The sequence below is a fragment of the Mesorhizobium sp. M0663 genome (assembly GCF_040320585.1).
Lineage (GTDB): Bacteria > Pseudomonadota > Alphaproteobacteria > Rhizobiales > Rhizobiaceae > Mesorhizobium.
Genome location: NZ_JAMYPX010000005.1, coordinates 239,018 through 262,450, shown reverse-complemented (window position 1 = coordinate 262,450; position 23,433 = coordinate 239,018). Strand labels below are relative to the sequence as shown.

Below are 23,433 nucleotides of genomic sequence, written 5' to 3'. Positions count from 1 at the left end.
GAGAAGACTATGGCCGACGACATCATCGAGACCAGCCAGACTGTTGCCGCCGGCCAGCTGCGCGCCTTCATCGAACGCATCGAGCGGCTCGAGGAAGAGAAAAAGACGATTGCCGACGACATCAAGGAAGTGTTCGCAGAGGCCAAGGGCACCGGCTTCGACACCAAGGCGATGCGGTCGATTATCCGGCTGCGCAAGAAGGACCAGGCCGAGCGGCAGGAAGAGGAATCCATCCTCGATCTGTACAAGGCTGCGCTCGGCATGGTGTAAAGGCCGGCCTCGGCGCCGGAGACGATCGCGGGAGAAGCGGTTCTGACCATGGATTCCAGCCATGAGCGAATTCGATTTTGGCGCCCGCCGCGCCTCTGAATTCCGCCAACGCAGCTTCTGGACGCTGTTCGCGGAACGGCATCCGGATGAAAGGGCTCTGCTGGCGAGGCGCGGACCGTGGTTCTGGCAGCGTGGGCTGCCCGATTTCGCATTGGTCCTTTCCATGTACGTCGCGCCTGCGCAGAATCATGTCGGCGTCTTCTTCGGCCGCAACGAGAAGTTCGGTGCCACGCAAGCCTGGTCGCGGTTGAAGCCGTTCCAGCCGGCCATCGAAGACAGGCTGAAGCTCAGGCCAGAACAAAGTTGCGACGGCCTCGGCATCAATTCGATGTGGCGGGTGAATTGTCTTGCCGAAGACAATTGGCCGGCGATGACCGACTGGCTGGTGACGGAAGCCTCGCGTTTCGAGCGCGCGATTGCCGAAGTTCTGGGTCGGGAATAAAGCAGGGTTTCCAGACGCAATCCTTAGAATCGCTCTGGTGAGCAGAGCGAGGGAGCCGGTCGATCGATGACGATCATGTCGCGCGTTGCCGCCTTCTTCCGCTCACGCTGGTTCGGCGGCGTGCCGCTCGATCGGCTGTTCTGGCGCGACCTGGTCGTTGTCGGCACAGCGATCAACGTCGCGTCGTCGGTGGCGGCACTCATTCTGCTCGGGCTGAAGCTGCCGCTTGCGCTAGTCCTGGCGGTGCATTTCGCGCCGGTGCCCTACAATATCTTCCTGACCTTTGCCGTTTGGCGAACTGCCGGAAAATCGAGTGGCGTCATGGCCTCGCTGATGACGCTTGGCGCCACGTTGTGGCTGATCCTGGTGGTTGTGGCCTGACGATCAGGCGGCCGGATCGAATTTGAGCGCCACGCCGTTGATGCAATAGCGCAGACCGGTCGGCGGCGGGCCGTCGTCGAAGACATGGCCGAGATGGCTGCCGCAGCGGGCGCAATGGCACTCGGTGCGGACCATGCCATAGCTGCGGTCGACGGTGGTCTCGAGCGAACCCGGCACTGGGTCGTTGAAGCTCGGCCAACCGGTGCCGCTCTCGAATTTCAGCTTGGATTCAAACAAGGGCTGGTCGCAGCCGACGCAGGAGAAGGTGCCGGCGCGCTTCTCGTGCAGCAGGGCGCAGCTTCCCGGCCGCTCGGTGCCGTGGTTGCGCATCACCGCATATTGCTCGGGCGTCAGCCGGGCGCGCCATTCGGCATCGGTGCGGGTAACGGGGTAGGTGTGGCTGTCCATTTTTTCCTCTTAGCTTATCTCGCTATTTGGGTTGCCTTCCCAACTTCGCCTGAAATAGGCATTTGTTACGGCGTTTGCCCGTATTTCCTATCCCGTTGCAAAGAATTCCTCAGGCGATGGCCGCGAGATAGCGCGCAACCGATGCTGAAAATGCCGCCTTTGCATCTCCGATGACGTTCTGGTTCCACCATGCGCCGTAGATATGGTCGAACGCGAAAGGCTCCAGCGCGGCCTTGATGCCGTGCACCTTCGTCGCGTTGAGCGGGATATAGTTCGGATAGCTGTACATGAAGCTGACATGACGGCGGGTCGGCGTCACCTGCAGGATGTCGCCGGCCAGGATGGCATTGCCGGCATCGCGCTTCCAGTGCAGCACCTGGCCACCGGCAAAGTGGCCGCCGCAGCGGATGAGCGTCAGCGACGGGTTTATGGCGCCCATCTCGCCCTCCCAACTGATGATTGCCGGATGCGGCCGCATGATCCACTGACGATCATCGGCGTGCAGATAAATCGGCACGCCGCCAAACGCCGCGCTCCATTCGACCATTGCCGAATAATAATGGCAGTGCGAAATGGCGATGGCGGCCAGGCCGCCCCGGCGGTTGATCTCCGCCACCGCCTCGTCGCTGACCATCGAGATGCAGTCCCACAACACATTGCCGTGCGGCGTTTGCGCCAGCAATGCGCGCTGGCCGATAGCGAAGCGCGGCTCGATGCCGAAGGCGAGCACGCCGGCATCATCCTTGATCACGAGCCGATGGCCGGCGGCGAGCTCTTCCGGCGTGGTCCAGGCCTGGCCCTCCCAGCGCACATATTGCCGCTCGTCCTCGCAGATCGGGCAATGTCGCGGCGGCGTCGCTGTCGCCGCGAACTGGACACCGCATTGCAGGCAAAGGAAACAGGTCGACCGTCCTGTTTTGCGTGGATCCATTCAGTGCTTCCTTGAAAGTTGCTTCGTCGCGGCTTCGAGGCCGGCGAGCGTCAGCGGAAACATGCGGCCGCCAAAGATATCGCGGATCATGGCAATCGAATGGGTATAGCCCCAGTTCTTCGCGTCTTCCGGATTGAGCCAAATGGCGTTCGGCCATTGCTGCAGCAGCCTGCCGAGCCAGACGGCACCGGCCTCCTTGTTCCAATGCTCGACCGAGCCGCCGGGTTGGGCGATCTCATAGGGGCTCATCGAGGCGTCGCCGACGACGATCACCTTGTAGTCGGGGCCATATTTATGGAGGAGATCGAAGGTCGGAATCACCTCGGCATGGCGGCGGCGATTGTCCTTCCACACGCCTTCGTAGAGGCAGTTGTGGAAATAGAAATATTCGAGCTGGCGGAACTCGGCGCGGGCGGCCGAAAACAGCTCCTCGACGCTCCTGACATGGTCGTCCATCGAGCCGCCGACATCGAAGAACATCAGCAGCTTCACGGCATTGCGACGTTCGGGTTGTGTCTTAACGTCAAGATAACCGTGCTCGGCGGTGGCGTGGATGGTGCCGGGCAGGTCGAACTCCTCTTCGGCGCCTTCGCGCATCCAGCGGCGCAAGCGCTTCAGCGCGACCTTGATGTTGCGGGTGCCGAGTTCGACGGCATCGTCGAAATTCCTGAACTCGCGCCTGTCCCAGATTTTTACCGCGCGGCGGTTGCGGCTCTCGTGCTGGCCGATGCGCACGCCTTCGGGATTGTAGCCATAGGCGCCGAAGGGCGAGGTGCCGCCGGTGCCGATCCATTTCGAACCACCCTGATGTCGGCCCTTCTGCTCCTCCAGCCGCTTCTTCAGCGTCTCCATCAGCTTTTCGAAGCCGCCCAGCGCCTCGATCAGCTTCTTCTCCTCATCGGTCAGGTGCTTTTCGGCGAGCCTCCGCAGCCATTCCTCCGGGATGTTTGCGACATCGACCGGGTTTTTGCCAGCCTGCGCCTCGACACCTTTGAAGATGTGCGAAAAGACCTGGTCGAAGCGGTCGATGTGGCGCTCGTCCTTCACCAGAGCGGCGCGGGCGAGATAGTAAAAGCCCTCGACATCATAGTCGACCAGCCCGGCTTCCAGCCCCTCCAGCAGCGACAGATATTCGCGGAGCGAGACCGGAACCCGCGCTGCCTTCAGTTCGAGGAAGAAGGGGATGAACATCTCACCGTCTACAGCAGATCGTACTCGATGAAGCCGGTCCTGCGCGCCACGTGGTCGTAGAGCTTGCGTGCGGTGGTGTTGGTCTCGTGGGTCATCCAGTAGACGTTCTTGACACCGATCTTGCCGGCTTCCTGTTTGACCGCTTCGATCAGGGCGGCGCCGACGCCCTTGCCGCGCACATCGGGGTCGGCGAACAGGTCCTGCAGATAACAGTTGTTTATCTGCGACCAGCAGGAGCGGTGGTAGAGATAGTGCGTCAGGCCGACGGCCTTGCCGTCGAGGGTGGCGATGAAACCCTTTGGCTCGAACTCGCCCGCCGTGAACAGCCGCTTCCAGGTGACGGCATAAACCGCTTCCGGCAGCTTGGTTTCGTAAAAGGTGAGATAGGCGGTCCACAGACGCCGCCAATTGGTATGGTCAGATTGCGCCAATGGGCGGACGGTGATCTCGGTCATTTCGTTTCCCTCTGAAGTCGGCAACCTGAAGCTGCCTCCGTGCCCGGCTAGAGGCAACGGTCCAGCACCGGGAAAGCGCTGTCCGGTGACTTCGTGGGCTTCCGGCCGACCGGCCCCTCACCCCTGCCGTCTCGCCATGAAGGCCAGGCGCTCGAACAGATGCACGTCCTGTTCGTTCTTCAGCAAGGCGCCGTGCAGTTTCGGCAGCGCGTTCTTCGGGTCGGCGCGCAGGTCCTCGGGCGCGATGTCGTCGGCGACCAGCAGGCGGATCCAGTCGAGTGCCTCGGAGGTCGACGGCTTCTTCTTGAGGCCCGGCACGTCACGGATTTCATAGAATTGCGTGAGTGCGGCGCGCACCAGGTTCTTCTTGATGCCGGGATAGTGCACGTCGACGATTTTGTGCAGCGTCTCGACGTCGGGAAAGCGGATGTAGTGGAAGAAGCAGCGGCGCAGGAAGGCGTCCGGCAGCTCTTTTTCGTTGTTGGAGGTGATGATGACGATCGGCCGGACGGTGGCGCGAATGGTCTCGCCGGTCTCGTAGACGAAGAACTCCATCCGATCCAGTTCCTGCAACAGATCGTTGGGGAACTCGATATCGGCCTTGTCGATCTCGTCGATCAGAAGCACGACTTTCTTGCCGGCAGCAAAGGCGTCCCACAGCTTGCCGCGCTTGATGTAATTGCGGATGTCGTTGAAGCGCTCGTCGCCGAGCTGGCTGTCGCGCAGCCGCGAGACGGCATCATATTCATAGAGGCCCTGCTGCGCCCGCGTGGTCGACTTGACGTGCCATTCGATCAGATCCAGGCCGAGCGCCGCCGCCATCTGGCGGGCAAGTTCGGTCTTGCCGGTACCGGGCTCGCCCTTGACCAGCAACGGCCGCTCCAGCGCGATCGCCGCGTTGACCGCCACCATCAGATCCTTGTCGGCAACATAGGCTGCCGTGCCTTCGAAACGCATTTTTGCTCCCGGGTTCATCGCGCGACCCTAAGGACGCGGCCTTCGCTGTGCAAGGCGCTGCTGGCAAAGCGGGGATCTTGCCGGCGCGACCCTCGTCGAGCGGTTCTGCGTCGATTTAAGACTCGAAACATGCCGTCTCTCTGGCGCTTGGTCTGCCGTCTGCCTATATTGGCGGAGACGGTCTGCGCTTCCCGGCAGGAGAACATTTTCCCCGGGGCCTTAATGATCCCTAGGGAGCTGTCCCTGGGAAGACCCGTGGGTTTTCTCATACGGCGCCCACCTACTTTGTAGGTTCCCGGGATCGCTCTCTCCACCGGTTGTGTGGATCGTCACCTGTCGAAAAGGCCATGTCTGGCGGATCTTGTCGTCGCGCCGCTTTGTGCGGTGCTCTCACGAACGAAAAAGTTCGCCCCGCTCCTCCAAAACGTCGCTCGTAAAACTCCATCCAAATCTGACCTTTTCTAACGTCGGCGCATGACATCCCCAAAAGACCTGAAAAAAAATCTCCGCAACCAAGCCCTCGGGCGCCGCGACGCGCTCGATCCTTTCTGGCGGGTGGAGGCAGCACTCGAAATGGCCGAGACGGCGCGCGACCGGATCACCGTCGCGCCGGGCCAGATCGTCTCAGGCTTCTGGCCGATGCGCTCGGAAGTCGACATCCGGCCGCTGATGTTTGCCTTGCGCGAAAAGGGGGCAAGGCTCTGCCTGCCGGCCATTCTCGACAAAACCATCATCGTCTTTCGCGAACTGGTGCGCGGCGCGCCGATGGTCGACATGGGCTTCGGCACCGTCGGGCCACACGAGGAAGCCGAGGTGCTCGATCCCCAGCTGATGCTGGTGCCGCTTGCCGCCTTCGATGCGCGCGGCCACCGCATCGGCTACGGCGCCGGCTATTACGACCGGGCGATCGCGCGGCTGGCCGACAAGGGGCAGCAGCCGCGGCTGATCGGCATTGCCTTCGACTGCCAGGAGGTGGCCGTGGTGCCTGACGAGCCGCATGACGTGATCATTCCGGAAATACTCACCGAGAGCGGGTTGCGTCGCTTCGCGCCGAAATTGTAGATAAGTTCCTGGACGCATGGTCTTTTCCGAAAGTCATGCAGCTTTTTGCTTCGCTGACCTTCGGTTCGGGATCACGCTTATATGAGACTTCTCTTCCTCGGCGACATGGTCGGCAAGACAGGACGTACGGCGGTGTGGGAACAACTGCCTGGCCTGATCTCGGATTTCAAGCTCGACTTCGTCATCGTCAATGGCGAGAACGCCGCCGGCGGCTTCGGCATCACCGAGGAGATTTTTCGCGAGACGATCTCGGCCGGCGCCGATGTCGTCACCACCGGCAACCATGTCTGGGACCAGCGCGATGCGCTGATTTTCGCGCCGCGCGAGGAGCGCTTCCTGCGTCCGTCCAACTTCCCGAAAGGCACGCCGGGGCGCGGGTCCGGCGTCTACATCGCCAGGAACGGCGCGCGCGTGCTGGTCGCCAACATCATGGGCCGGGTGTTCATGCATCCCGAGCTCGACGATCCGTTCCAGGCCGGCGAGCGCGAACTTGCCGCTTGTCCGCTTGGCGAGCAGGCCGATGCGATCGTCATCGATTTCCATGCCGAGGCGACCTCGGAAAAAATGTGTTTCGCCCACTTCGTCGACGGCCGTGCCAGCCTTGTTGTCGGCACCCACACGCATCAGCCGACCGGCGATCACCAGATCCTCAATGGCGGCACCGGTTATATTTCCGATGCCGGCATGTGCGGCGATTACGATTCCTCGCTCGGCATGGACAAGGAGGAGCCGCTCAACCGGTTCTTGTCCAAGGTGCCGAAAGGCCGCTTCGAGGCGTCGACCGGACCGGCGACATTGTGCGGTGTCGGCGTCGACATTTCCGACCGTAGCGGCCTGACCGAACGGATCGCGCCGTTTCGCCGCGGCCCGCGGCTGGAGGAAACGGCTCCGTCCTTCTGGTCGTGACATTGATATAGACGCTTGCAATACCCAATTGCCGGCGAAACTGCTCTAGATCGTAGAGGGGACGACCTCCATGCAGCTAGTCGAATTCCTGGCGCCGCATTTCGCCTTTGTCTCCGACCCGACGGCATGGGTCGCGCTGCTGACGCTGATCGTGCTGGAGGTCGTGCTCGGCATCGACAATCTGATCTTCATCTCGATCCTGACCAACAAATTGCCGGTAGCGCAGCGGGCCCGCGCCCGGCGGCTCGGCATCTCGGCCGCGCTGGTGATGCGGCTGATCCTACTGGCCACCATCTCGATCATCGTTCAACTGACGACGCCGATATTCACCGCCTTCGGCCACGGCTTTTCATGGCGCGACCTGATCCTGATCGCCGGCGGCCTGTTTCTCGTCTGGAAGGCGACCAAGGAAATCCACCACACGGTCGATCTCGATGATCACCAGGACACCATGATGGGCGAGACGCTGCAGCTTTCGCTGGCCGGCGCGATTTTCCAGATATTGCTGCTCGACCTCGTCTTCTCGATCGACTCGATCATCACCGCCGTCGGCATGACCGACGAAATCGCGATCATGTACATCGCGGTGATCGTGGCGGTGAGCGTGATGATGCTGGCGGCCGGGCCGCTGTCCGACTTTATCGCCAGGAATCCCAGCATCGTCATGCTGGCCCTCGGTTTCCTGCTGATGATCGGCATGACGCTGATCGCCGACGGCATGGGTTACCACGTGCCGAAAGGCTACATCTACGCCGCCATGGGCTTTTCGGCACTGGTCGAAGGGCTCAACATGCTGGCGCGGCGGCGGAAGAAGGCAAAAGGCGGCGGGCACTGAGGATGGCCCACCGCGGCTGACCTAATTGCCCGGCACACCCTTCGGGTGGCGGTCGCCGATCAGGCCGAGCATCACGCCTTGCTCCAGCCACGCCTTGGCGCCGGCGAGCACCAGCGCAAAACCGCCGGTCGAGCCGATCGCCTGCTTGACCTGCTCGTCAGGGCTGCCGGCAAAGCCGAAATTGCGGACCTCGACAAAGGTCGTGTTGCCCGGCATCTCCTCGAAAGTCCAGACCACCGTAGTCGGCGGATCGCTCCATTGCATGACGATCTTCTTGTTATCGACGATCTCACTGACATTGACCGTCGTCGAGACGCCATACATGCGCCATTCCCAGTGAACTTTGTTGCCGCTGTCCAGCCTGTTGCTGCCATGGGTGAACCAGAACTTCGTCGTGATCGCCGGATCGACGAAGGCTTCGAATACGTCGGCGACCGGCCGCCTTATCAGCATGCCGGCTTCGGCGGTCGGCGTTTCGCGGATTTCCATTTCGTCCTCCTTTCCACGGCGCCGCCCTGTTCACCAGGCATCGGGTTCGCGCACCAGGTGAATGATGTTGGCCGGGTTGGTGATCCAGCCGCCGCGAAAGCCTTCACCCAGTGCCTCGATGGCATCGCAGCGCACGATGCCGGCCTCGGCGAGATGCTCCGCAGCGGCCGGAAAATCATCGGTGAACAGTTCCAGCCAGATCTCGGCCTGGCTCATCATCGGCGCCTCGTCGATCCACAGCCGATTGGGACCGAGTTCGAATCCGACGGCCGGCGGCTTGGCCGTGAATGGCTTCAGGCCGATGACGTCGCGATAGAAGGCGACCGTTGCCTGGTATTGATGCGGCGGGACCTTCATCGCGATGTTGATGCCGCCGGTGATCTTCGCGGTCATTCTTACTCCATTTGCTCTCAGATGTTGTTCTCGTTAGCCGGCTCGCCCTTCATCTCGCTGCGGTAATAGCCGTCGCGCAGATTGATGCCGTATTCGACATAGGCCTTCATGCAGGCCAGCATCTGCGACCAGCCCTCGCAATTGAGGTAGGACTTCTTCAGGCCGACCGCGTCCTCGTGCCAGCCGGTTTCGGCGATGGTGACAAAGGTGCCGCCATCGTCGAGCGGTTCGAAATTCATTTCGATGCGGGTCTTGTAGGTCGGCTTGCCGTCGGCGTCGGTGGCATCCCAGCGCAGCACGATGCGGCTGTCTTTCTTCACCTCGTCGACCTCGACCGGAACCTTGCCCCACCAGATGACGGTGGCGCCCGCCTCCAGCAGTGCGCTGGCGCCGCCGATCGTGGTGAAGTAGCCGCTGAGTTTCTTCGGATTGACGACCGCATCGAAGACTTCGGCGACGGGTTTGCCGATGCGGCCAGAAACCCTGAATCCAAGAGACATATCCACAGCTCCTTCCTTGAATGGCTCAAGGATATGTTATAGAAATATAACATGTCAAGCCAATCGCGAGACGACAATGTTTTCAAGGCGCTGGCGCATCCGCGCCGGCGTGCGTTGCTGGACCGGCTGAAGGATGCGCCGCAGACCACCGGCATGTTGTGCGATGCCTTCCCCGACATGGACCGCTGCACGGTCATGCTGCACCTGAAGGTGCTGGAGGAGGCCGACCTGGTCGTGGCGCGGCGCGAGGGGCGCGAACGCTGGAACCATCTCAACGCGCTGCCGATCAAGCACATCCACGACCGCTGGATCAGTCAATATGCCACGCACGCGATCAGCATCCTCGACCGGCTGAAATCCGATCTTGAGGGATGAAAGGTTTGCCGAAGCCTGCCGATTTTCGGATCTTGAAAGCCTTGCGTGCCGGCAGCAATGGCGCGGCTGGACGAATTGAGCCGATTTATCTATAAGCCGGCCATTCCGACAGCGAGCGCCGTCCGTCCGTCAGGGACGCAGCAGGACGTTCTGAAATTTTGAATTCGAGCATTTTGCAAGATGCCGGGTGGTTCACCAGGCGGCAGATGCTCTAGCCGAGAAGATGACAGGGGTGCCATGGCTGGCCATTCACAGTTCAAGAACATCATGCACCGCAAGGGCCGCCAGGATGCGGTGCGGTCGAAGATGTTTTCCAAGCTGGCGCGCGAAATCACCGTCGCCGCCAAGAGCGGCACGCCCGATCCATCGATGAACCCGCGCCTGCGCCTTGCGGTGCAGAACGCCAAGGCGGTGTCGATGCCGAAGGACAATATCCAGCGCGCCATCAACAAGGCGTCGATGGGCGATGCCGAGACCTACGAAGCCGTGCGCTACGAGGGTTACGGGCCAGGCGGCGTCGCGCTGATCGTTGAGGCGCTGACCGACAACCGCAACCGCTCGGCGTCGAATGTGCGCGCTGCCTTCACCAAAGCCGGCGGGGCGATGGGCGAGACCGGCTCGGTATCGTTCATGTGGGACCGCGTCGGCGAGATCTACTATCCGGCATCGGCCGGCAGCGCCGAGAAGGTGATGGACGCGGCGATCGAGGCCGGTGCCGACGACGTCCAGTCGGACGAGGAAGGCCACACGATCTATTGCGCTTTCGAGAATCTTGGCGAAGTGTCGAAGGCGCTGGAAGGCGCGCTTGGCGAGGCTGAATCGGTGAAGCCGATCTGGAAGCCGCAGACCAATATCGCGGTCGACGAGGAGCGGGCACAATCGCTGATGAAGCTGGTTGCGACGCTTGAGGACGACGACGACGTGCAGAGCGTCTACGCCAATTTCGAGGTCGACGAGGAGACCTTGGCAAAGCTCAGCGCGGCGTAAGTTCAGAACGCCGCGCACCGATCACGTATCTTTCTTCTAGAGCTGTCAGTTACTGATGGGGGACGGATGACTGACACTGACGAGGCTCGTTTTGCTGACGCGATGTCCTGGCCTCGCCGGGGTGACATATGGCGCCGGCTGTTCGCTTCGATCATCGATTATCTTATCGTCCTGATACCTCTTTACGCACTGGTAGCGGGTTTGTTTCTGCTGACTGACGGCGGAGTCAAAGGCAGCTTTTGGTTGAACTGGAGAATATGTCAGGCGGCTTCGTTAAACGGAGCAAGTGATCCATCACTTGCCCGTTACGATTGGCAGGTATGCAGAACGTCGCTGTTCGGTTTGACGGTCGCCGAATGGGCCCTGGGAACGGCTTCGGGCTCACAGTCTGAAGGAAATCCTTCCATCTCATTTGATTTGGATTCGCAGGGCAATTTCCGACCGGCAGCATTGGATTTGGGTTTCCTCGAACTGGTCGTTCTCGCGTCTTATCTCCTTGTCATGGAGTTGACCTCCGGCCAGCCAATCGGCAAGCGTTTCGCGGCGCTCATAGTGCATGACCAGGATGACAAAAATAGAATCGGACTACCCGTACGAAAGGCTGTTCGGCGGCAGGGAATGAAATTTCTCGGCGCTTTGCCTATAATGGCCACAGGAGGGTGGTACGCTTTTCAGGCTTGGGGCAGCGCTCCTGGGGTCGCGCAGGACTTCTCCCAGCCGGAGATTGTCGGTGCATACGCCGCGTTGGTCTTGGTTATGGTCTGGCCGATTTGGATTGCAATATCCATAGCCCTTGGCAACGACCCGATACACGATCGATTTGCCGTGACCACAGTCCGCGCAGATGAGACCGAGACATGAGCGAACAGGCGCCCACCGTCCGCATCACCTATTGCACCCAGTGTCAGTGGCTGCTCAGGGCCGGCTGGATGGCGCAGGAGCTGCTGTCCACCTTCGGCACCGATCTCGGCGAGGTGACGCTGGTGCCCGGCACCGGCGGCATCTTCACCATTTCCTGCAATGACACGCTGGTCTGGGACCGCAAGCGTGACGGCGGTTTTCCCGACGCCGCAAAGCTCAAGCAGCTGGTTCGCGACGTCATCGATCCGGATCGCGATCTCGGCCATGCCGATCGCAAGGGCCATAAGCCAAAAGACCCTGCCTGACGGCCTTTTACGCTTCCGTCCTGCATTCACCGCCATGCGAAGATGAAGCAGCCCAGCGCCACGATGGCGGTGATGGTGCGGACATGGTTCCACATCACCCAGTCCTTGAGATAGGTGGCCCACACAGCGGCGCCGTTGGCGCTTGCCGGATCGACCGCGGCCAGGGCGTTGTTGAGCGGCACGTTGAACATCATCGTCACGATCGGATTGCCAACGACATAGATCAGGGCGCCGGCGAGAAGCCAGAACGAACCCGGTTGGCTCCAGCCGATAAGAGCGCCGGCGGCAAGGACAAGACAGACCAGCCCGGTGCCGAAAAGCGCGGTCATGAATGCCGGCGTAATCACGGTGATGTTGATCGAATTCATGGCGGCGATGCCGCCTCCGGCAGGCAAGCGGGCGAGCGCCGGCATGATAAAGTTGGAGAAGGCGAAGAAAACGCCGCCGACAACGCCTGAGCCAATGGCAGCGACGAAGGTGAGGGTGGGAAGCAGTTTCATGATCATGTCAGTTCCTCCGGTTTCGGGGTTCGAGCAATTTGATTGGCACGTCCACAAAATGTGAATAATCCTCATGTTTGCAAAACGTGATAAACCCTCGTATTTTGCGAGTCAAGGCAATTTGTTGATTGTTCGTCTGGAGACAGTGATGGAAGGCTCTGCCGTATCGGATTCACAGAACGGCCAGATCGCATCGCCGCGCCGGGCGCCGAGCCAGCAGCGCAGCCGCGAGCGGGTCGAGCGCATGCTGGCCGCCGCCTCGGCGCTGATCGCCGAGCAAGGCAGCGACGCCATGCGCATGGGCGAGGTGGCCGAGAGGGCCGGCGTGCCGATCGGCTCGCTCTACCAGTTCTTCCCCGACAAGAGGGCGCTCATCTGGGCGCTGGCCGAACGCTACACCGCCGAAAGCCAGGCCTGCATTGCGGCAGCGCTAGCCGAGGTCAATGACGCCGAAGGCCTGCGCCGGGCATTTTCGGAACTGGTGGATATCTACTACGGAATGTTCCTGGCGGAGCCGGTGATGCGCGACATCTGGTCGGGCACGCAGGCCGACAAGGCGCTGCGCGAACTCGAGCTTGCCGATAGCCGGGCCAACGCCGAATTCCTTACAGCCGTGCTGAAACGGCTGCGGCCATCCGCCGATCCGGAAGCGCTCGAAACGACGGCGTTTCTCATCTGGCAGATGGGCGAGGCCGCAATGCGGCTGGCGATCTCGGTCGGGCGGCAAGAGGGCGACAGGCTGGTTGCCGCCTACAAGCGGATGGCACTGCGCGAGCTGGTCGGCGAATAGGGCCGTATTTTCGCAATAAAAAACCCGCCACGAAGGCGGGTTTCTCGATCTGCGAAACGCCAATGCGGCTTAGAGGCCGAAGCCTTCGAAACGCTTCTTGAACTTCGACAGGCGGCCACCGCGGTCGAGCAGGGTCTGCTGGCCGCCGGTCCAGGCCGGATGAGTGGTCGGGTCGATATCGAGGTTCATCGTATCGCCTTCCTTGCCCCAGGTCGAACGGGTCATGTATTCGGTGCCGTCGGTCATGACGACCTTGATGGTGTGGTAGTCGGGATGGATGTCGGTCTTCATGGTTCTGTTCCTGGCTGCCGGGTGCTGCCGACGGGCTGAAGCCTGCGTCGATGCGCCCCTTTTTAAAACTCGAAGCCGCAGCTATTGAGGAGCCACGGCTTCTAAAACGGTCGGCGAGCCTATACATCAGCCGGAATTGAATCACAAGGCCGCGGCAAGCGCATATTGATGGCGCAAACCTCAAAGGGCCAAAGGAAACGGTCATGGCGAACATCAGCGGCGATGCAGACGAGCGCAGGCGCTCGCTGAGGCCGCTGCAGCGCCTGTTTCCCTACATCACCCATTACCGCAAAATGGTCATCGGCGCGATCGTCTCACTGGCCGTCGCGGCGGCGACGACGCTGGCGCTGCCGCTGGCCGTGCGGCGGATGATAGACCACGGCTTTTCCGCTTCCGATTCCAGCTTCATTGCCGAATATTTCGCCATGCTGGTGGTGATGGCCGCCGTTCTGGCGGCGGCGTCGGCCAGCCGCTACTATTTCGTCATCACGCTCGGCGAGCGCGTCGTTGCCGATATCCGCCGCGATGTCTTTGCCCACGTCACCACGCTGTCGCCCTCCTTCTTCGACACGGCCCAGTCGGGCGAGATCGTCTCGCGGCTCGCCGCCGACACGACACAGGTCAAATCGGCCGTCGGTGCTACCGCCTCGGTGGCACTGCGCAACGTCATCCTCGGCCTTGGCGCCGTGGCGATGATGGTCTTCACCAGCCCAAAACTGTCCGGCCTGGTCATCGCGGCCATTCCGCTAATCGTGCTGCCGCTGGTCGCCTTCGGCCGCTCGGTGCGGCGCAAGTCACGGCTGGCGCAGGATACTCTGGCCAATGCCACCGCCTACGCCAGCGAGCAGATCGGCGCGGTGCGCACCCTGCAGGCCTTCACCAACGAGAAGCTTGTAACCGGGTATTTTTCATCCGCCGTGGAAGCAGCGTTCGAAGCGGCGCGGGCCTCGATCTTTGCCCGCTCGTTTCTCACCTTCTTCGCCATCTTCATGATCTTTTCCTCGGTCGTGGCGGTGCTATGGTTCGGTTCGCGCGACGTGCTCGACGGCACGCTGTCGCCAGGCACGCTTGGCCAATTCCTGCTCTATTCGGTGTTCGCCGCCGGCGCGCTCGGCGCCCTGTCGGAAGTCTGGGGCGAACTGTCCCAGGCAGCGGGCGCTGCCGAACGGCTGACCGAGATCCTGGCCGAGAAACCGGCGATCCAGGCGCCCGCCGATCCGAAGCCGCTGCCGGCAAAGGCGAGAGGCGCGATCAGTTTCGACGATGTCTCCTTCTCCTATCCGGCCCGGCCCGACCGCGCCGCCGTCCATGGCCTGAGCTTTCAGGTCAAACCCGGTGAGACGGTGGCGATCGTCGGGCCATCCGGCGCCGGCAAGAGCACGGTGTTTTCGCTGCTTCTACGCTTCTACGATCCGGAGGCCGGCAGGACCGTCATCGACGGGGTCGATCTGCGCGAGGCCGATCCGGCCGCGATCCGCGCGCGCATCGCCATCGTGCCGCAGGACGTCACCATCTTTGCCGCAAGCGCGCGCGACAATATCGGCTTTGGCCGGCCTGGCGCCAGCCAGGCCGAGATCGAGGCGGCGGCGAAGGACGCGCTTGCCGACGAGTTCATCCTGAAACTCGAAAAGGGCTATGACAGCCAGGTCGGCGAGCGCGGCGTGACGCTGTCGGGCGGCCAGCGCCAGCGCGTGGCGATCGCCCGCGCGATTCTGCGCGATGCGCCCATCCTGCTGCTCGACGAGGCGACCTCGGCGCTCGATGCCGAAAGCGAGACGCTGGTGCAGACGGCGCTGGACCGGCTGATGAAGGGCCGCACCACGATCGTCATCGCCCATCGGCTGGCAACCGTGCTGAAGGCCGATCGCATCCTGGTCATGGATGGCGGCCGCATCGTCGAGGAAGGCACGCATCAGAGCCTGGTCGCCAAGGGCGGCATCTATGCGCGGCTGGCCAAGCTGCAGTTCGATACCGGGGCGAATGCTTTCAGGGGCGCGGCCGAGTAGCATCGCTCCATCCGATGAAATCGGGATGAGGCTCCATCTTCTTGTTTGACCATGATCTTTTCCGAAAACCGGCATCCACTTTTCGGGATCATGGTGCCCAGCGGCCGCCGAGTTTCTTCAGCTACCGAAAGCTCGGCGTTTGCCGCGTCGATAGGCTATGAACAGGGGAACGCCGACAAGCAACGACAACAAAAGCATGCTGGCGACGGTCTGTCGCTGCTCCTTTGCCGGATCGCTGAGCTGCACATCGGCAGGCGGCTCTTCATAGGTAAAATCGTACTGCCAGCGAACCTGGTCTGCGAGGTCATCGACGGTTTTCAGATAATCGGCAATCGCCTTGGCCGGTACTTTAGTCGCCAGCGTCTGAAAGTTCCATTCAACTTGCAATTCGGTGGGCGTGTTGGACCAGGATGCCTTGAGAGACAGATAGGGCGTCACGACGTTTTTCATCCACTCGCCGGAAAACCTCGCCTTGAGGTTGCGCACGGTCACCTTGTGGCGGCGGTAGAACTGGGGGCCGAGGGAGACGGGCCCGGTTCGGTCGACGATTGTCGGGGTTGGAAGAGAGTTGTTGCCGAGATCGGCCGCGCGGATCGGGAAATTCTTTGCCAGATCGTTGGCCGTCAGCGCCTCCGCTGGCAAGCGATAACTTTCCTTCACGCTCACTATGTTGCCGTCGCGGCGATCCACGATTTCCGGCTTGGCGATGGTTTGGATGCCTGGATATTGCTTGTTGTAGTATTTCAGGTAGGCGTCCGACACCTCGCTCAGCGACCGGCTGGCGAAATTGCCGCGCATCCAATCGGCATCGGCGTCCTCATATGTCGAGAAGACCGTCAGCACGAGGGGATCGCCCGGTTTCCGCGGAAAGTCGAATTCCTCGGCGATCTGGATCGACGGGCTGGTAAGCACAGGGCTCGGCATCTTCTCCAACCCGCCGGTGCTGGAAAGCGGCAGCGCGAAGCCGTAGTCCGGCTGTGCGAGATTGTGCGCCCTGCCGCCCTGAAGATAGTTCGTGGCGTCCAGCCAATATGTCTTTGCTCCGATCCTTGCCTTGACGATGGCATGGTCGAAATCGCGGAGCGCCGGCAGATGCTGGTCCAGGGCCCGTCCCTCGTCGAGATCGGCCAAGGCGACCTCGGCAGCAATGCCAAGCCGCACAAGCGATGAAACCAGCAGCAGGGCCTTGTCCTTGCAGTCACCGAACCCGCTCAGGATAACCGTCGCGGGATCACGCGGAACGTAGGAACCGGCACCCATCGACAGGCTTACATAGCGGATCTGGTCCTGCACCAACCGCATTGCCTCGACCATCCGGTCTTCGGGCACCGGATGCCGCAGAGCGATGTCGTCGAGCTTTGCGGCAAAAGCCGGGGGAAAAACGGTCGCTGGCTTGTAATAGGGCGCAACGGCATCGACCACACTTTGCCAATTCGCGGTAGACGCGACATCGACGGAGCCCCAGCCTGGATAGGTCACGGGCAGGTTGTCCTCGACATTGACCGGTTTCGGGTTTGAGATTTCCCACAGATAGGTGATGTCCGGCCCAGTCGGGGAGATTGAAGGCTTGAGTCGGGTTCCCCTGGTTTTGATCTCGAGCGGTTGGCCCGAGGGCCAAATGATACTTGTGCGGATAAGCGCTACCGGCTCTTTCCATTCGGTGGAGAAATTCTTGAAGAAAAGGTCCTTGCCGACCAGCGGTGTTACTTCGTAGGTCGACCCGTAATCGACGATGTCGCCGGCACGCACGTCATCGATGTTGACATGTGCTGTCAGCCAGCCGTCGAAGACGCCTTTCTCGGCGTCTCTTTCCCTGCGGAAGATGTCGAATTCGACGCCTTCCAGCCGGTCCAAAACGGCACCATCGCGGACGATGTGAAGATGGTTGAGCGTGACCTTGTGCCGGGACGGATCGAACTGCAGATCGATACTCGCGCCACGATCCAGGCCGGGACGGTCGACGATTTTATAGACGGTGCGCGAGTACTCGACATAGCCGCCGGCGCGATGCTTGATCTGGTCGTCCGAGAGCAGCCATGAAACGCCATTCTTGATTTGATCCGATCGGGTGGGATCGGCAGCCGGAATATCAAGCTGCTTTACCCAGCTTTCTGCCGGACCCTTGAGAACCATGTCGTCGGACATGGCCGGAGAACTCAGGCCGATCAATAAGATGAAAAATACCAAGCGGGGCCAGAAAGACTTCATCCTATGAAAACTGTAACAGACAGACATCTACGCTCGCCCAACTTGGAAGAACTCCTTTTTCAGAGGCTTTCCCACCAAAGTAAAGGCCAGTTTCGCGGATTTCTGCAGTCACCGCGGCAAGAACCTGGAATAGACGAAGCGGCTCAGTTCCCGTACCGCTTCTTCAGATGGTCAGTGAAATGTGCGGCATCGAGCTTTTCGCCGGTAGCGCGTTCGAGCAGTTCCGGTGTCGACCAGCGCGAGCCTTGCGACCAGATCCTTTTGCGGCGCCAGTCGTTGATCGCGGCGAAATCTCCCTTGGCGAGGTCTTCGTCGGCTGAAGGATGATCCCTGGTCAGCGCCGCCCATTGCTGCGCCGCCATCATGGCGCCCAGCGTGTAGGAGGGGAAATAGCCGAAGGCGGCACCCGGCCAGTGGACGTCCTGCATCGGACCGTCAGCCGGATTGTCTGATGTCGACAGGCCGAGATAATCGCGCATCTTGGCATCCCAGGCTTCGGGCAGGTCGGCTGCTTCCAGCCGTCCCGAGACAAGCTCCTGCTCCAGCTCGTAGCGCAGGATGACGTGCAGCGGATAGGTGACCTCGTCGGCATCGACGCGGATCAGGCCGCGCTCGACCCGGTGTACATGCGGCAGGATGTCGTCGATCGTCCAGCTCTCGCCGAGGTGTCTTTCGACCACCGGCAGCGCCCAGCGCCAGAATTCTGGATTGCGGCCGATCTGCTTTTCGACGAACAGGCTCTGGCTTTCATGCACCGCCATGCCGCGCGCTCTGCCCAGAGGCCAGTGCGCCCACGCCTTCGGCAGGTTCTGCTCGTACAGCGCATGGCCGGTCTCGTGCAGCACGCCCATCAGCGCCGACAGGAAATCCGAGGTCTTGTAGCGGGTGGTGATGCGCACGTCGCTCGGCACGCCGCCGCAGAAGGGATGGTGCGAAACCGACAGCGAGCCGTGGGTGAGGTCGAAGCCGACCGCCGCCATCATGGCGAGGCCAAGCTCGCGCTGCTTGTCCAAGGGGTATCTGCCGGAAAGCGGCTTCAGCGGATGTTTCGCCAGCCGCTCTTCCTGCACGGCCAGTGCCTCCGGCACGAAGCCTTTCAGGAAGGTCTTCAACTCGACAAACACAGGCGTGATGTCGGCGGCGCGATTGCCCGGGTCATATTGCTCCATGAGCGCGTCGTAAGGCTCGAGCCCGAGCACCTCGGCGCGAAGGGCCGCCTCCTCGCGGACCAGCGCCACGACGCCTTCGAGCGCTGGTAGGAAACCCGCCCAGTCGTTCTTGGCGCGCAGGTCGCGCCAGAGCTGCTCGGAGCGCATGCGCGCGGTCGTCTGGCGCTCGACGAACTCGACCGGCAGGCAGGTCAGGTTGCTGTATTGCCGGCGGAATTCCCTGACCGCGGCCTGCTGCTCTTCGTTCAGCGCCTCCTGCTCGGCCGCCGCGATCCAGTCGGCAATCTCCGGCGCAGTCGCCCGGGCATGGTGCATGCCCGCAAGCGCCGACATTGCCTCTGCGCGCTTCTCGCCGCCGCCGACCGCCATATGGGTCGCCTCGTCGGCGCCGAGGATGGCGAGGGCGTGTTCCAGCGCTTCGAGCTTGTGGCCGAGGTCGTCGAGTTTTTGAAAGGACATTGTGGGTTCCGCTGATTTGACGGCGGGAAAAGATACCAATGCAAAAGTGTTGGCAACCCCGAAGCCGTCCGCGATCGACGCATCGACTGCCAGCTGCAACGGCCGAAAAGCATCTTGTGGAAGCGGTGGCGTGCGTGGTCAATGTCGTCCGGCGGCGGCAGACCGCGATGCGGAGACGAAACATGATCGCCAATGTGCTGGTCGGGCTGGTGGCCGTGATCCACCTCTGCATCTCTATCTTGAGATGGTGCTGTAGGACACGCCGCGCGGCCATATGGTATCCAGGCTGACGCCGGAATTCGCCAGGGCCTCGAAAGTGCTCGCGGCCAATCAGGGGCTTTACAACGGCTTTCTCGCAGCCAGCCTGATCTGGGGCTTTACCTCGGCGAAGCCGGTTTCCAGTAGTCTTCTTCCTGCTCTGCGTCGCCATCGCCGGCCTTTACGGCAGCGACGGCGGGCCGTAAAATCCTGTTCATCGAGACAGTGCCGGCAGCGCTGGCGCTGATTGCACTGGCGTTGGGCTAGCGCATGATCCCTGAACCGAAAGCTGGAACGGGATCATGCGCAAATCAATTGCCACAGCGCCGGGCACTGCGGCCGATTTCAGCCGCCTGGATAAGTTGGGCCATAGCCGTTGGGATAGTATCCGCCATCGGCGCCGTTGCCGATGAGGAAGGCACTGCCGGTGTCAGCGCGCAGCTTTTGGCTGACATCGTCGAGCTGCGCCAGCAACTGCTGATATTGCGTGCTCGGCATGGTTCCACGGCGAGCGGCCCTCTGGGCGGCCCGATCGAGTTGAGCGACCTGCGTGCGCAAGTCACGTGCCTCGCCCGGCTCGAGCTTGTTCGCCCGGATGGCGCCCTGGATACCCGTCTCCACACTCTGGATCTGATTGATCAAGGCCGTCGCACGCGGGCCGGCGTAAGCGCCAGCAAACGGAACGGCGAGGAGCAGTGTGGCGAGCGTAGCAGTCCTGAGATTCCTGGGAGCGAAGAAGCGCATGGTTGCGTCTCCTTTACTGGGGAAGGCGGTGGTTGGGAGGGTCCTGCCTTCCGGCCGCGGGCCGTCAGGTTCCGTCGCGTCGCGATGAGCGGTTCCACCGCCGGCGGTTCTCGGCCCATGACCAAGGCTAAAAGGCCACGGCGGCAAAGTGTAATTAAAAAAAGGTAATTTTTTCAGCTCTTGCCGCTGCCGCACCAGTGCCCCAAATGCCGCCGACTTGAGCCGGCTCGACCTGGCGCATGATACAAGCCAAAGGCTTGCAGATCACCGCTCGGTCAGCTTCAACTCGATGCGGCGGTTCTTGTTGCGCGCCTCTTCGGTATCGGCGGGGTCCAGCGGCTGGAATTCGCCGAAGCCGGCCGCGACCAGCCGGTTGGCCGGCACGCCGTTCTCGATCAGGAACTTGACCACCGATGTCGAGCGCGCCGTCGACAATTCCCAATTGTCGCGGTAGCGGCCGGTGCCGGAGAGCGGCTTGTTGTCGGTGTGGCCGTCGACGCGCAGCACCCAGTTGATCTCCGGCGGGATTTCCTTTTGCAATTCGATGATGGCATCGGCGAGCTTCTTCATCTCGACCTTGCCGGCATCGTTGATCACCTCGGAGCCGGTCGGGAAAAGCACTTCCGACTGGAAGACGAAGCGGTCGCCGACGATGCGGATGTTCTCGCGGTCGGCAAGAATTTCACGTAAGCGGCCGAAGAAATCGGAGCGGTAGCGGTTTAGCTCCTGCACGCGTTGCGCCAGTGCGACGTTGAGGCGGCGGCCGAGATCGGCGATCTTGGTGTTGGATTCGCGGTCGCGCGTTTCGGACACGTCGAGCGCTTGTTCGAGCGCTGCGATCTGCCTGCGCAGCGCCGAAATCTGCTGGTTGAGGATCTCGACCTGGCTCAGCGCCTGCTGGCTGATCTGGCGCTGGCTGTCGAGCTCGCCGGAAAGTGCCGTCGCGCGCTGGTTGGCGGCATCGCCGGCACCGGCGCCTTGCGCCAGCAATTGCTCGAGCCGGCTCTTTTCCGCCTCCGATGTAGACAGCGATGCCTGCAAATTGGCAAGGGTGTCCTCCTTGTCCTGCGTCGTCGAGCGCTCCAGCGCCAGAAGCTGGGTCAACTCGTTGATCTGCGAATTGAGGCGGTTGAGCACCGTGTCCTTGCCGGAGATCTCGCGGCCGAGCAGGAACTGCGCCAGCACGAAAACCGTGAGCAGGAACATGATCGCCAACAGCAGCGTCGACAGCGCATCGACGAAGCCCGGCCAGTAATCGATGCGGCGGTCGGAGCGCCGGCCTCGTGCCAACGCCACGTCAATGCACTCCAGGCTTCTTCAAGGCGTCGGCGATCTTCTCCAGGGTGTTGCGCATCGCCTTCTGCTCGTCGGACTGGGCCTCGACCCAGTCGCGCATGATCTGCTGCTCCGAGCGCATGTTCTTGACCAGGCCGGAAATGCCGTCGGCGAGATTGGCCATGGCGGTGGCGACGCGCGGATTGGAGCCGCCGCCATTCTCCTGCAGAGTGCGCAGCTTTTCCGACAACAGCCGGATTTCCTCGGAGGGTTCGGTCTTGGCCGCGTCGGCAACGACGATGTCGGAGGACAGGTCGGTGACCGAGGACAGCCAGTTTTCGAGTTCGGTATAGAAGCGCGTCTGGGCGCGGCCGGCCTGCAGGTCGAGGAAGCCGAGCACCAGCGAGCCGGAGAGGCCGAACAGCGAGGACGAGAAGGCGGTGCCCATGCCGGCCAACGGAGCGGAAAGCCCCTGCTTCAGGGATTCGAGCACGGCCGCGGCATCGCCGGTGCCGGGATCGAGCGACTCGATGGTTTCGCGGATCGAGCCGATCGTGTTGAGCAGGCCCCAGAAGGTGCCGAGCAGGCCGAGGAACACCAGCAGTCCGACAAGGTAGCGCGACGTGTCGCGGCTTTCGTCGAGCCGGGTGGCGATCGAATCCAGCATGGTGCGCATCGAACTGGTCGAGAAAGCAATCGTCGAGGAGCGGCCGATCATCGCCTTCATCGGCGCCAGCAACACCGGTTCGGTGGTTTCGGAACCGGCGCGGAACGAGTTGACCCAGCGCACCTCGCGGAACAGCCGGCCGACCTGGACGAAGGCCAGCAGGATGCCGACCGCCAGCACGCCGATGATCAGGCCGTTGAGGCCGGGATTGGTGACGAAGGCGGTCGAGATCTGGCGGGTCAGGATGGCGGCGATGAAGGCCACGATGAACAGAAAGATCACCATGGTCAGCAGAAACACCTGCGGGCTCGACAATTTGTGCGGGTCGTAGATCAGAACGTCGGAGCGCCTGCCCATGCCGAAGGATCTGAGAAGAGTCATCCGTGCCCCGTTTCCGATGCCGTCGCCGCCGATCAATTTGTGTTTGCGACTCTAAACGGAATTGTGACGAAATTGAATGGCGCTTGGCAATATTGCCACTGTCCGCGACCGGAGGTCAAAGCCGGTTGATGACCAGGCAGTCGACCATGGCGGCCAGATGCAGGCCGGCGCCGGTGACGACAAAGCCATGCCACAGCGCATTGTGGAAACGCAGGCCCTTCCAGGCGAAGAAGATCACGCCACAGGAGTAGACGATGCCGCCGGCAACGATGAGCGCGATCGATGTCGCCGGCAGCGTCCGCACGAGCGGCTCCACCAGAACGATGCCGCTCCAGCCGATAGCCAGATAAAACACGATCGCCAGCCGGTCGAAACGGCCGGGAAGAAAGACCTTGATGGCGATGCCGACCGCCGCGGCGGTCCAGACCAGGACGATCATGGAAACGGCCTGCGGCGAGCCGCCGAGCTGGGCTAGGAAAGGCGTGTAGGTGGCAGCGATCAGCAGATAGATCGCGGCATGGTCGAAGCGCCGCAATATCCATTTTGCCGGCGACGACACCGGCCAGACATTGTAGGCCAGCGAAACCGACAGCACGGTGAGCAGCGAGACTACATAGAAGGCGGCGGCGACGTATTCGCCGGGGCCGGTTCGATAGGCGGCCAGTGCCAGCAGCGTCGAGCCGGCAGCGATCGCCAGCACGATGCCCACGGCGTGGACAATGCCGTCGGCGATGATCTCGGCGCGCGAGTAATGCCAGCGCCCCATAAAGGGAATGTCGAGCTGGGAGAGTTCGCTCTGGGGTTGGGGCCGGCTGTTCGTCATCGATGATCCTGCGCCACCTTATCTGGGCGGCCGCGGGACAGTATTTCAAGCTTT

Annotated in this window: 28 protein-coding genes, 1 other RNA gene and 1 pseudogene; 14 read left to right on the top strand and 16 right to left on the bottom strand. The window is 61.9% G+C overall.

The genetic code is table 11. The annotated features are described in order from the left end of the window. Positions 1 to 9: 9 nt before the first annotated feature. The 3 genes from NKI54_RS13545 (at position 10) to NKI54_RS13535 (ending at position 1,153) form a co-directional block, all read left to right on the top strand. Positions 10 to 270, top strand: coding sequence for a DUF2312 domain-containing protein (locus NKI54_RS13545; RefSeq protein WP_023678045.1), 261 nt, complete (start codon positions 10 to 12; stop codon positions 268 to 270). 61 nt (positions 271 to 331) lie between these two features. After that, positions 332 to 772 carry a hypothetical protein gene (locus NKI54_RS13540; protein ID WP_352644588.1) on the top strand — a complete coding sequence of 147 codons (441 nt, stop codon included), beginning with the start codon at positions 332 to 334 and terminating at the stop codon, positions 770 to 772. Positions 773 to 838: 66 nt separating this feature from the next. Beyond that, entirely contained in the window at positions 839 to 1,153 is a 315-nt protein-coding gene (locus NKI54_RS13535; protein ID WP_023678043.1) for a hypothetical protein, read from the top strand. Positions 1,154 to 1,156: 3 nt separating this feature from the next. Here the strand turns inward: NKI54_RS13535 and msrB are convergent, their stop codons facing one another. From msrB to NKI54_RS13510, 5 genes are all read right to left on the bottom strand, one after another. After that, positions 1,157 to 1,561 (bottom strand): peptide-methionine (R)-S-oxide reductase MsrB, encoded by a 405-nt coding sequence (msrB, locus tag NKI54_RS13530; protein WP_352569565.1) that lies wholly within the window; start codon positions 1,559 to 1,561, stop codon positions 1,157 to 1,159. Positions 1,562 to 1,670: 109 nt separating this feature from the next. Then, positions 1,671 to 2,492 (bottom strand): MBL fold metallo-hydrolase, encoded by an 822-nt coding sequence (locus NKI54_RS13525; protein ID WP_352691709.1) that lies wholly within the window; start codon positions 2,490 to 2,492, stop codon positions 1,671 to 1,673. Continuing rightward, the gene (locus NKI54_RS13520; protein WP_352634250.1) at positions 2,493 to 3,683 is read right to left on the bottom strand and encodes a vWA domain-containing protein; all 1,191 of its coding nucleotides are present in this window, start codon (positions 3,681 to 3,683) and stop codon (positions 2,493 to 2,495) included. An 8-nt stretch (positions 3,684 to 3,691) separates the two neighbouring features. After that, complete coding sequence (locus NKI54_RS13515) at positions 3,692 to 4,138, bottom strand: GNAT family N-acetyltransferase (protein WP_352634248.1); 447 nt, start codon at positions 4,136 to 4,138, stop codon at positions 3,692 to 3,694. Between the two features lie 117 nt (positions 4,139 to 4,255). Beyond that, entirely contained in the window at positions 4,256 to 5,095 is an 840-nt protein-coding gene (locus NKI54_RS13510) for an AAA family ATPase (RefSeq protein WP_352691706.1), read from the bottom strand. 176 nt (positions 5,096 to 5,271) lie between these two features. On the opposite strand from NKI54_RS13510, the gene ssrS reads away from it, so the two are divergent. From ssrS to NKI54_RS13490, 4 genes are all read left to right on the top strand, one after another. Continuing rightward, a non-coding RNA gene (gene ssrS / locus NKI54_RS13505) (6S RNA) lies at positions 5,272 to 5,427 on the top strand. Positions 5,428 to 5,569: 142 nt separating this feature from the next. Next, the gene (locus NKI54_RS13500; RefSeq protein WP_352634246.1) at positions 5,570 to 6,157 is read left to right on the top strand and encodes a 5-formyltetrahydrofolate cyclo-ligase; all 588 of its coding nucleotides are present in this window, start codon (positions 5,570 to 5,572) and stop codon (positions 6,155 to 6,157) included. Between the two features lie 81 nt (positions 6,158 to 6,238). Continuing rightward, a complete protein-coding gene (locus tag NKI54_RS13495) occupies positions 6,239 to 7,063 on the top strand; it encodes a TIGR00282 family metallophosphoesterase (RefSeq protein WP_023678036.1) in 825 nt (274 codons plus the stop codon). A gap of 70 nt (positions 7,064 to 7,133) precedes the next feature. Further along, complete coding sequence (locus NKI54_RS13490; protein WP_352618015.1) at positions 7,134 to 7,898, top strand: TerC family protein; 765 nt, start codon at positions 7,134 to 7,136, stop codon at positions 7,896 to 7,898. Positions 7,899 to 7,919: 21 nt separating this feature from the next. On the opposite strand, the gene NKI54_RS13485 is transcribed toward NKI54_RS13490, so the two are convergent. Genes NKI54_RS13485 through NKI54_RS13475 form a run of 3 tightly spaced genes read right to left on the bottom strand, consistent with a single transcriptional unit; the run spans position 7,920 to position 9,280 of the window. Further along, on the bottom strand, positions 7,920 to 8,387 hold the full coding sequence (locus NKI54_RS13485; protein WP_352691703.1) for an SRPBCC family protein: 468 nt from the start codon (positions 8,385 to 8,387) through the stop codon (positions 7,920 to 7,922). Between the two features lie 30 nt (positions 8,388 to 8,417). Further along, positions 8,418 to 8,780: a VOC family protein gene (locus NKI54_RS13480; RefSeq protein WP_352691701.1), complete on the bottom strand. Its 363-nt coding sequence runs from the start codon at positions 8,778 to 8,780 to the stop codon at positions 8,418 to 8,420. Positions 8,781 to 8,797: 17 nt separating this feature from the next. Further along, positions 8,798 to 9,280 carry an SRPBCC domain-containing protein gene (locus tag NKI54_RS13475; protein WP_352450849.1) on the bottom strand — a complete coding sequence of 161 codons (483 nt, stop codon included), beginning with the start codon at positions 9,278 to 9,280 and terminating at the stop codon, positions 8,798 to 8,800. 51 nt (positions 9,281 to 9,331) lie between these two features. Here NKI54_RS13475 and NKI54_RS13470 point away from each other — a divergent pair, with 51 nt between their 5' ends. From NKI54_RS13470 to NKI54_RS13455, 4 genes are all read left to right on the top strand, one after another. Continuing rightward, the gene (locus NKI54_RS13470) at positions 9,332 to 9,655 is read left to right on the top strand and encodes an ArsR/SmtB family transcription factor (RefSeq protein ID WP_023678030.1); all 324 of its coding nucleotides are present in this window, start codon (positions 9,332 to 9,334) and stop codon (positions 9,653 to 9,655) included. A gap of 237 nt (positions 9,656 to 9,892) precedes the next feature. Beyond that, positions 9,893 to 10,642, top strand: a complete 750-nt coding sequence (locus tag NKI54_RS13465; protein WP_023678028.1) for a YebC/PmpR family DNA-binding transcriptional regulator — start codon at positions 9,893 to 9,895, stop codon at positions 10,640 to 10,642. A gap of 66 nt (positions 10,643 to 10,708) precedes the next feature. Then, entirely contained in the window at positions 10,709 to 11,503 is a 795-nt protein-coding gene (locus tag NKI54_RS13460; RefSeq protein ID WP_352691697.1) for an RDD family protein, read from the top strand. Continuing rightward, a complete protein-coding gene (locus NKI54_RS13455; protein ID WP_352691694.1) occupies positions 11,500 to 11,808 on the top strand; it encodes an Rdx family protein in 309 nt (102 codons plus the stop codon). Before NKI54_RS13460 ends, NKI54_RS13455 begins: the two co-directional genes overlap by 4 nt. Before the next feature lie 26 nt (positions 11,809 to 11,834). On the opposite strand, the gene NKI54_RS13450 is transcribed toward NKI54_RS13455, so the two are convergent. Beyond that, on the bottom strand, positions 11,835 to 12,314 hold the full coding sequence (locus NKI54_RS13450) for an anthrone oxygenase family protein (RefSeq protein WP_352691692.1): 480 nt from the start codon (positions 12,312 to 12,314) through the stop codon (positions 11,835 to 11,837). 142 nt (positions 12,315 to 12,456) lie between these two features. Here NKI54_RS13450 and NKI54_RS13445 point away from each other — a divergent pair, with 142 nt between their 5' ends. Continuing rightward, entirely contained in the window at positions 12,457 to 13,098 is a 642-nt protein-coding gene (locus tag NKI54_RS13445) for a TetR/AcrR family transcriptional regulator (RefSeq protein ID WP_352691690.1), read from the top strand. 69 nt (positions 13,099 to 13,167) lie between these two features. Here the strand turns inward: NKI54_RS13445 and rpmE are convergent, their stop codons facing one another. Then, a complete protein-coding gene (gene rpmE / locus NKI54_RS13440; protein ID WP_006327661.1) occupies positions 13,168 to 13,389 on the bottom strand; it encodes a 50S ribosomal protein L31 in 222 nt (73 codons plus the stop codon). A gap of 203 nt (positions 13,390 to 13,592) precedes the next feature. Between rpmE and NKI54_RS13435 the strand changes: the two genes are divergently transcribed. Further along, a complete protein-coding gene (locus NKI54_RS13435) occupies positions 13,593 to 15,395 on the top strand; it encodes an ABC transporter transmembrane domain-containing protein (protein ID WP_352691688.1) in 1,803 nt (600 codons plus the stop codon). A 117-nt stretch (positions 15,396 to 15,512) separates the two neighbouring features. Here NKI54_RS13435 and NKI54_RS13430 read toward each other — a convergent pair whose 3' ends face one another. Beyond that, the gene (locus NKI54_RS13430) at positions 15,513 to 17,540 is read right to left on the bottom strand and encodes a DUF3857 domain-containing protein (RefSeq protein ID WP_352691686.1); all 2,028 of its coding nucleotides are present in this window, start codon (positions 17,538 to 17,540) and stop codon (positions 15,513 to 15,515) included. A 206-nt stretch (positions 17,541 to 17,746) separates the two neighbouring features. After that, positions 17,747 to 19,231, bottom strand: a complete 1,485-nt coding sequence (locus NKI54_RS13425) for a carboxypeptidase M32 (RefSeq protein ID WP_352691684.1) — start codon at positions 19,229 to 19,231, stop codon at positions 17,747 to 17,749. A gap of 182 nt (positions 19,232 to 19,413) precedes the next feature. On the opposite strand from NKI54_RS13425, the pseudogene NKI54_RS13420 reads away from it, so the two are divergent. After that, a pseudogene (locus NKI54_RS13420) lies at positions 19,414 to 19,756 on the top strand (DUF1304 domain-containing protein). Positions 19,757 to 19,834: 78 nt separating this feature from the next. On the opposite strand, the gene NKI54_RS13415 reads toward NKI54_RS13420, so the two are convergent. From NKI54_RS13415 to trhA, 4 genes are all read right to left on the bottom strand, one after another. Further along, entirely contained in the window at positions 19,835 to 20,233 is a 399-nt protein-coding gene (locus tag NKI54_RS13415) for a hypothetical protein (RefSeq protein WP_352691682.1), read from the bottom strand. 264 nt (positions 20,234 to 20,497) lie between these two features. Beyond that, on the bottom strand, positions 20,498 to 21,529 hold the full coding sequence (locus NKI54_RS13410; protein WP_352644574.1) for a peptidoglycan -binding protein: 1,032 nt from the start codon (positions 21,527 to 21,529) through the stop codon (positions 20,498 to 20,500). Position 21,530: 1 nt separating this feature from the next. After that, positions 21,531 to 22,556 carry a MotA/TolQ/ExbB proton channel family protein gene (locus NKI54_RS13405; protein WP_023678019.1) on the bottom strand — a complete coding sequence of 342 codons (1,026 nt, stop codon included), beginning with the start codon at positions 22,554 to 22,556 and terminating at the stop codon, positions 21,531 to 21,533. Between the two features lie 115 nt (positions 22,557 to 22,671). Continuing rightward, entirely contained in the window at positions 22,672 to 23,379 is a 708-nt protein-coding gene (gene trhA, locus NKI54_RS13400) for a PAQR family membrane homeostasis protein TrhA (RefSeq protein WP_352569585.1), read from the bottom strand. Positions 23,380 to 23,433: the final 54 nt, after the last annotated feature.

What these genes read in the sequence shown, in the direction of transcription:
- NKI54_RS13545 (WP_023678045.1), top strand. Translation starts at nt 10, where the DNA reads ATGGCCGACGACATCATCGAGACCAGCCAGACTGTTGCCGCCGGCCAG.
- NKI54_RS13540 (WP_352644588.1), top strand. Translation starts at nt 332, where the DNA reads ATGAGCGAATTCGATTTTGGCGCCCGCCGCGCCTCTGAATTCCGCCAA.
- NKI54_RS13535 (WP_023678043.1), top strand. Translation starts at nt 839, where the DNA reads ATGACGATCATGTCGCGCGTTGCCGCCTTCTTCCGCTCACGCTGGTTC.
- msrB (WP_352569565.1), bottom strand. Translation starts at nt 1,561, where the DNA reads ATGGACAGCCACACCTACCCCGTTACCCGCACCGATGCCGAATGGCGC.
- NKI54_RS13525 (WP_352691709.1), bottom strand. Translation starts at nt 2,492, where the DNA reads ATGGATCCACGCAAAACAGGACGGTCGACCTGTTTCCTTTGCCTGCAA.
- NKI54_RS13520 (WP_352634250.1), bottom strand. Translation starts at nt 3,683, where the DNA reads ATGTTCATCCCCTTCTTCCTCGAACTGAAGGCAGCGCGGGTTCCGGTC.
- NKI54_RS13515 (WP_352634248.1), bottom strand. Translation starts at nt 4,138, where the DNA reads ATGACCGAGATCACCGTCCGCCCATTGGCGCAATCTGACCATACCAAT.
- NKI54_RS13510 (WP_352691706.1), bottom strand. Translation starts at nt 5,095, where the DNA reads ATGCGTTTCGAAGGCACGGCAGCCTATGTTGCCGACAAGGATCTGATG.
- NKI54_RS13500 (WP_352634246.1), top strand. Translation starts at nt 5,570, where the DNA reads ATGACATCCCCAAAAGACCTGAAAAAAAATCTCCGCAACCAAGCCCTC.
- NKI54_RS13495 (WP_023678036.1), top strand. Translation starts at nt 6,239, where the DNA reads ATGAGACTTCTCTTCCTCGGCGACATGGTCGGCAAGACAGGACGTACG.
- NKI54_RS13490 (WP_352618015.1), top strand. Translation starts at nt 7,134, where the DNA reads ATGCAGCTAGTCGAATTCCTGGCGCCGCATTTCGCCTTTGTCTCCGAC.
- NKI54_RS13485 (WP_352691703.1), bottom strand. Translation starts at nt 8,387, where the DNA reads ATGGAAATCCGCGAAACGCCGACCGCCGAAGCCGGCATGCTGATAAGG.
- NKI54_RS13480 (WP_352691701.1), bottom strand. Translation starts at nt 8,780, where the DNA reads ATGACCGCGAAGATCACCGGCGGCATCAACATCGCGATGAAGGTCCCG.
- NKI54_RS13475 (WP_352450849.1), bottom strand. Translation starts at nt 9,280, where the DNA reads ATGTCTCTTGGATTCAGGGTTTCTGGCCGCATCGGCAAACCCGTCGCC.
- NKI54_RS13470 (WP_023678030.1), top strand. Translation starts at nt 9,332, where the DNA reads ATGTCAAGCCAATCGCGAGACGACAATGTTTTCAAGGCGCTGGCGCAT.
- NKI54_RS13465 (WP_023678028.1), top strand. Translation starts at nt 9,893, where the DNA reads ATGGCTGGCCATTCACAGTTCAAGAACATCATGCACCGCAAGGGCCGC.
- NKI54_RS13460 (WP_352691697.1), top strand. Translation starts at nt 10,709, where the DNA reads ATGACTGACACTGACGAGGCTCGTTTTGCTGACGCGATGTCCTGGCCT.
- NKI54_RS13455 (WP_352691694.1), top strand. Translation starts at nt 11,500, where the DNA reads ATGAGCGAACAGGCGCCCACCGTCCGCATCACCTATTGCACCCAGTGT.
- NKI54_RS13450 (WP_352691692.1), bottom strand. Translation starts at nt 12,314, where the DNA reads ATGATCATGAAACTGCTTCCCACCCTCACCTTCGTCGCTGCCATTGGC.
- NKI54_RS13445 (WP_352691690.1), top strand. Translation starts at nt 12,457, where the DNA reads ATGGAAGGCTCTGCCGTATCGGATTCACAGAACGGCCAGATCGCATCG.
- rpmE (WP_006327661.1), bottom strand. Translation starts at nt 13,389, where the DNA reads ATGAAGACCGACATCCATCCCGACTACCACACCATCAAGGTCGTCATG.
- NKI54_RS13435 (WP_352691688.1), top strand. Translation starts at nt 13,593, where the DNA reads ATGGCGAACATCAGCGGCGATGCAGACGAGCGCAGGCGCTCGCTGAGG.
- NKI54_RS13430 (WP_352691686.1), bottom strand. Translation starts at nt 17,540, where the DNA reads ATGTCCGACGACATGGTTCTCAAGGGTCCGGCAGAAAGCTGGGTAAAG.
- NKI54_RS13425 (WP_352691684.1), bottom strand. Translation starts at nt 19,231, where the DNA reads ATGTCCTTTCAAAAACTCGACGACCTCGGCCACAAGCTCGAAGCGCTG.
- NKI54_RS13415 (WP_352691682.1), bottom strand. Translation starts at nt 20,233, where the DNA reads ATGCGCTTCTTCGCTCCCAGGAATCTCAGGACTGCTACGCTCGCCACA.
- NKI54_RS13405 (WP_023678019.1), bottom strand. Translation starts at nt 22,556, where the DNA reads ATGACTCTTCTCAGATCCTTCGGCATGGGCAGGCGCTCCGACGTTCTG.
- trhA (WP_352569585.1), bottom strand. Translation starts at nt 23,379, where the DNA reads ATGACGAACAGCCGGCCCCAACCCCAGAGCGAACTCTCCCAGCTCGAC.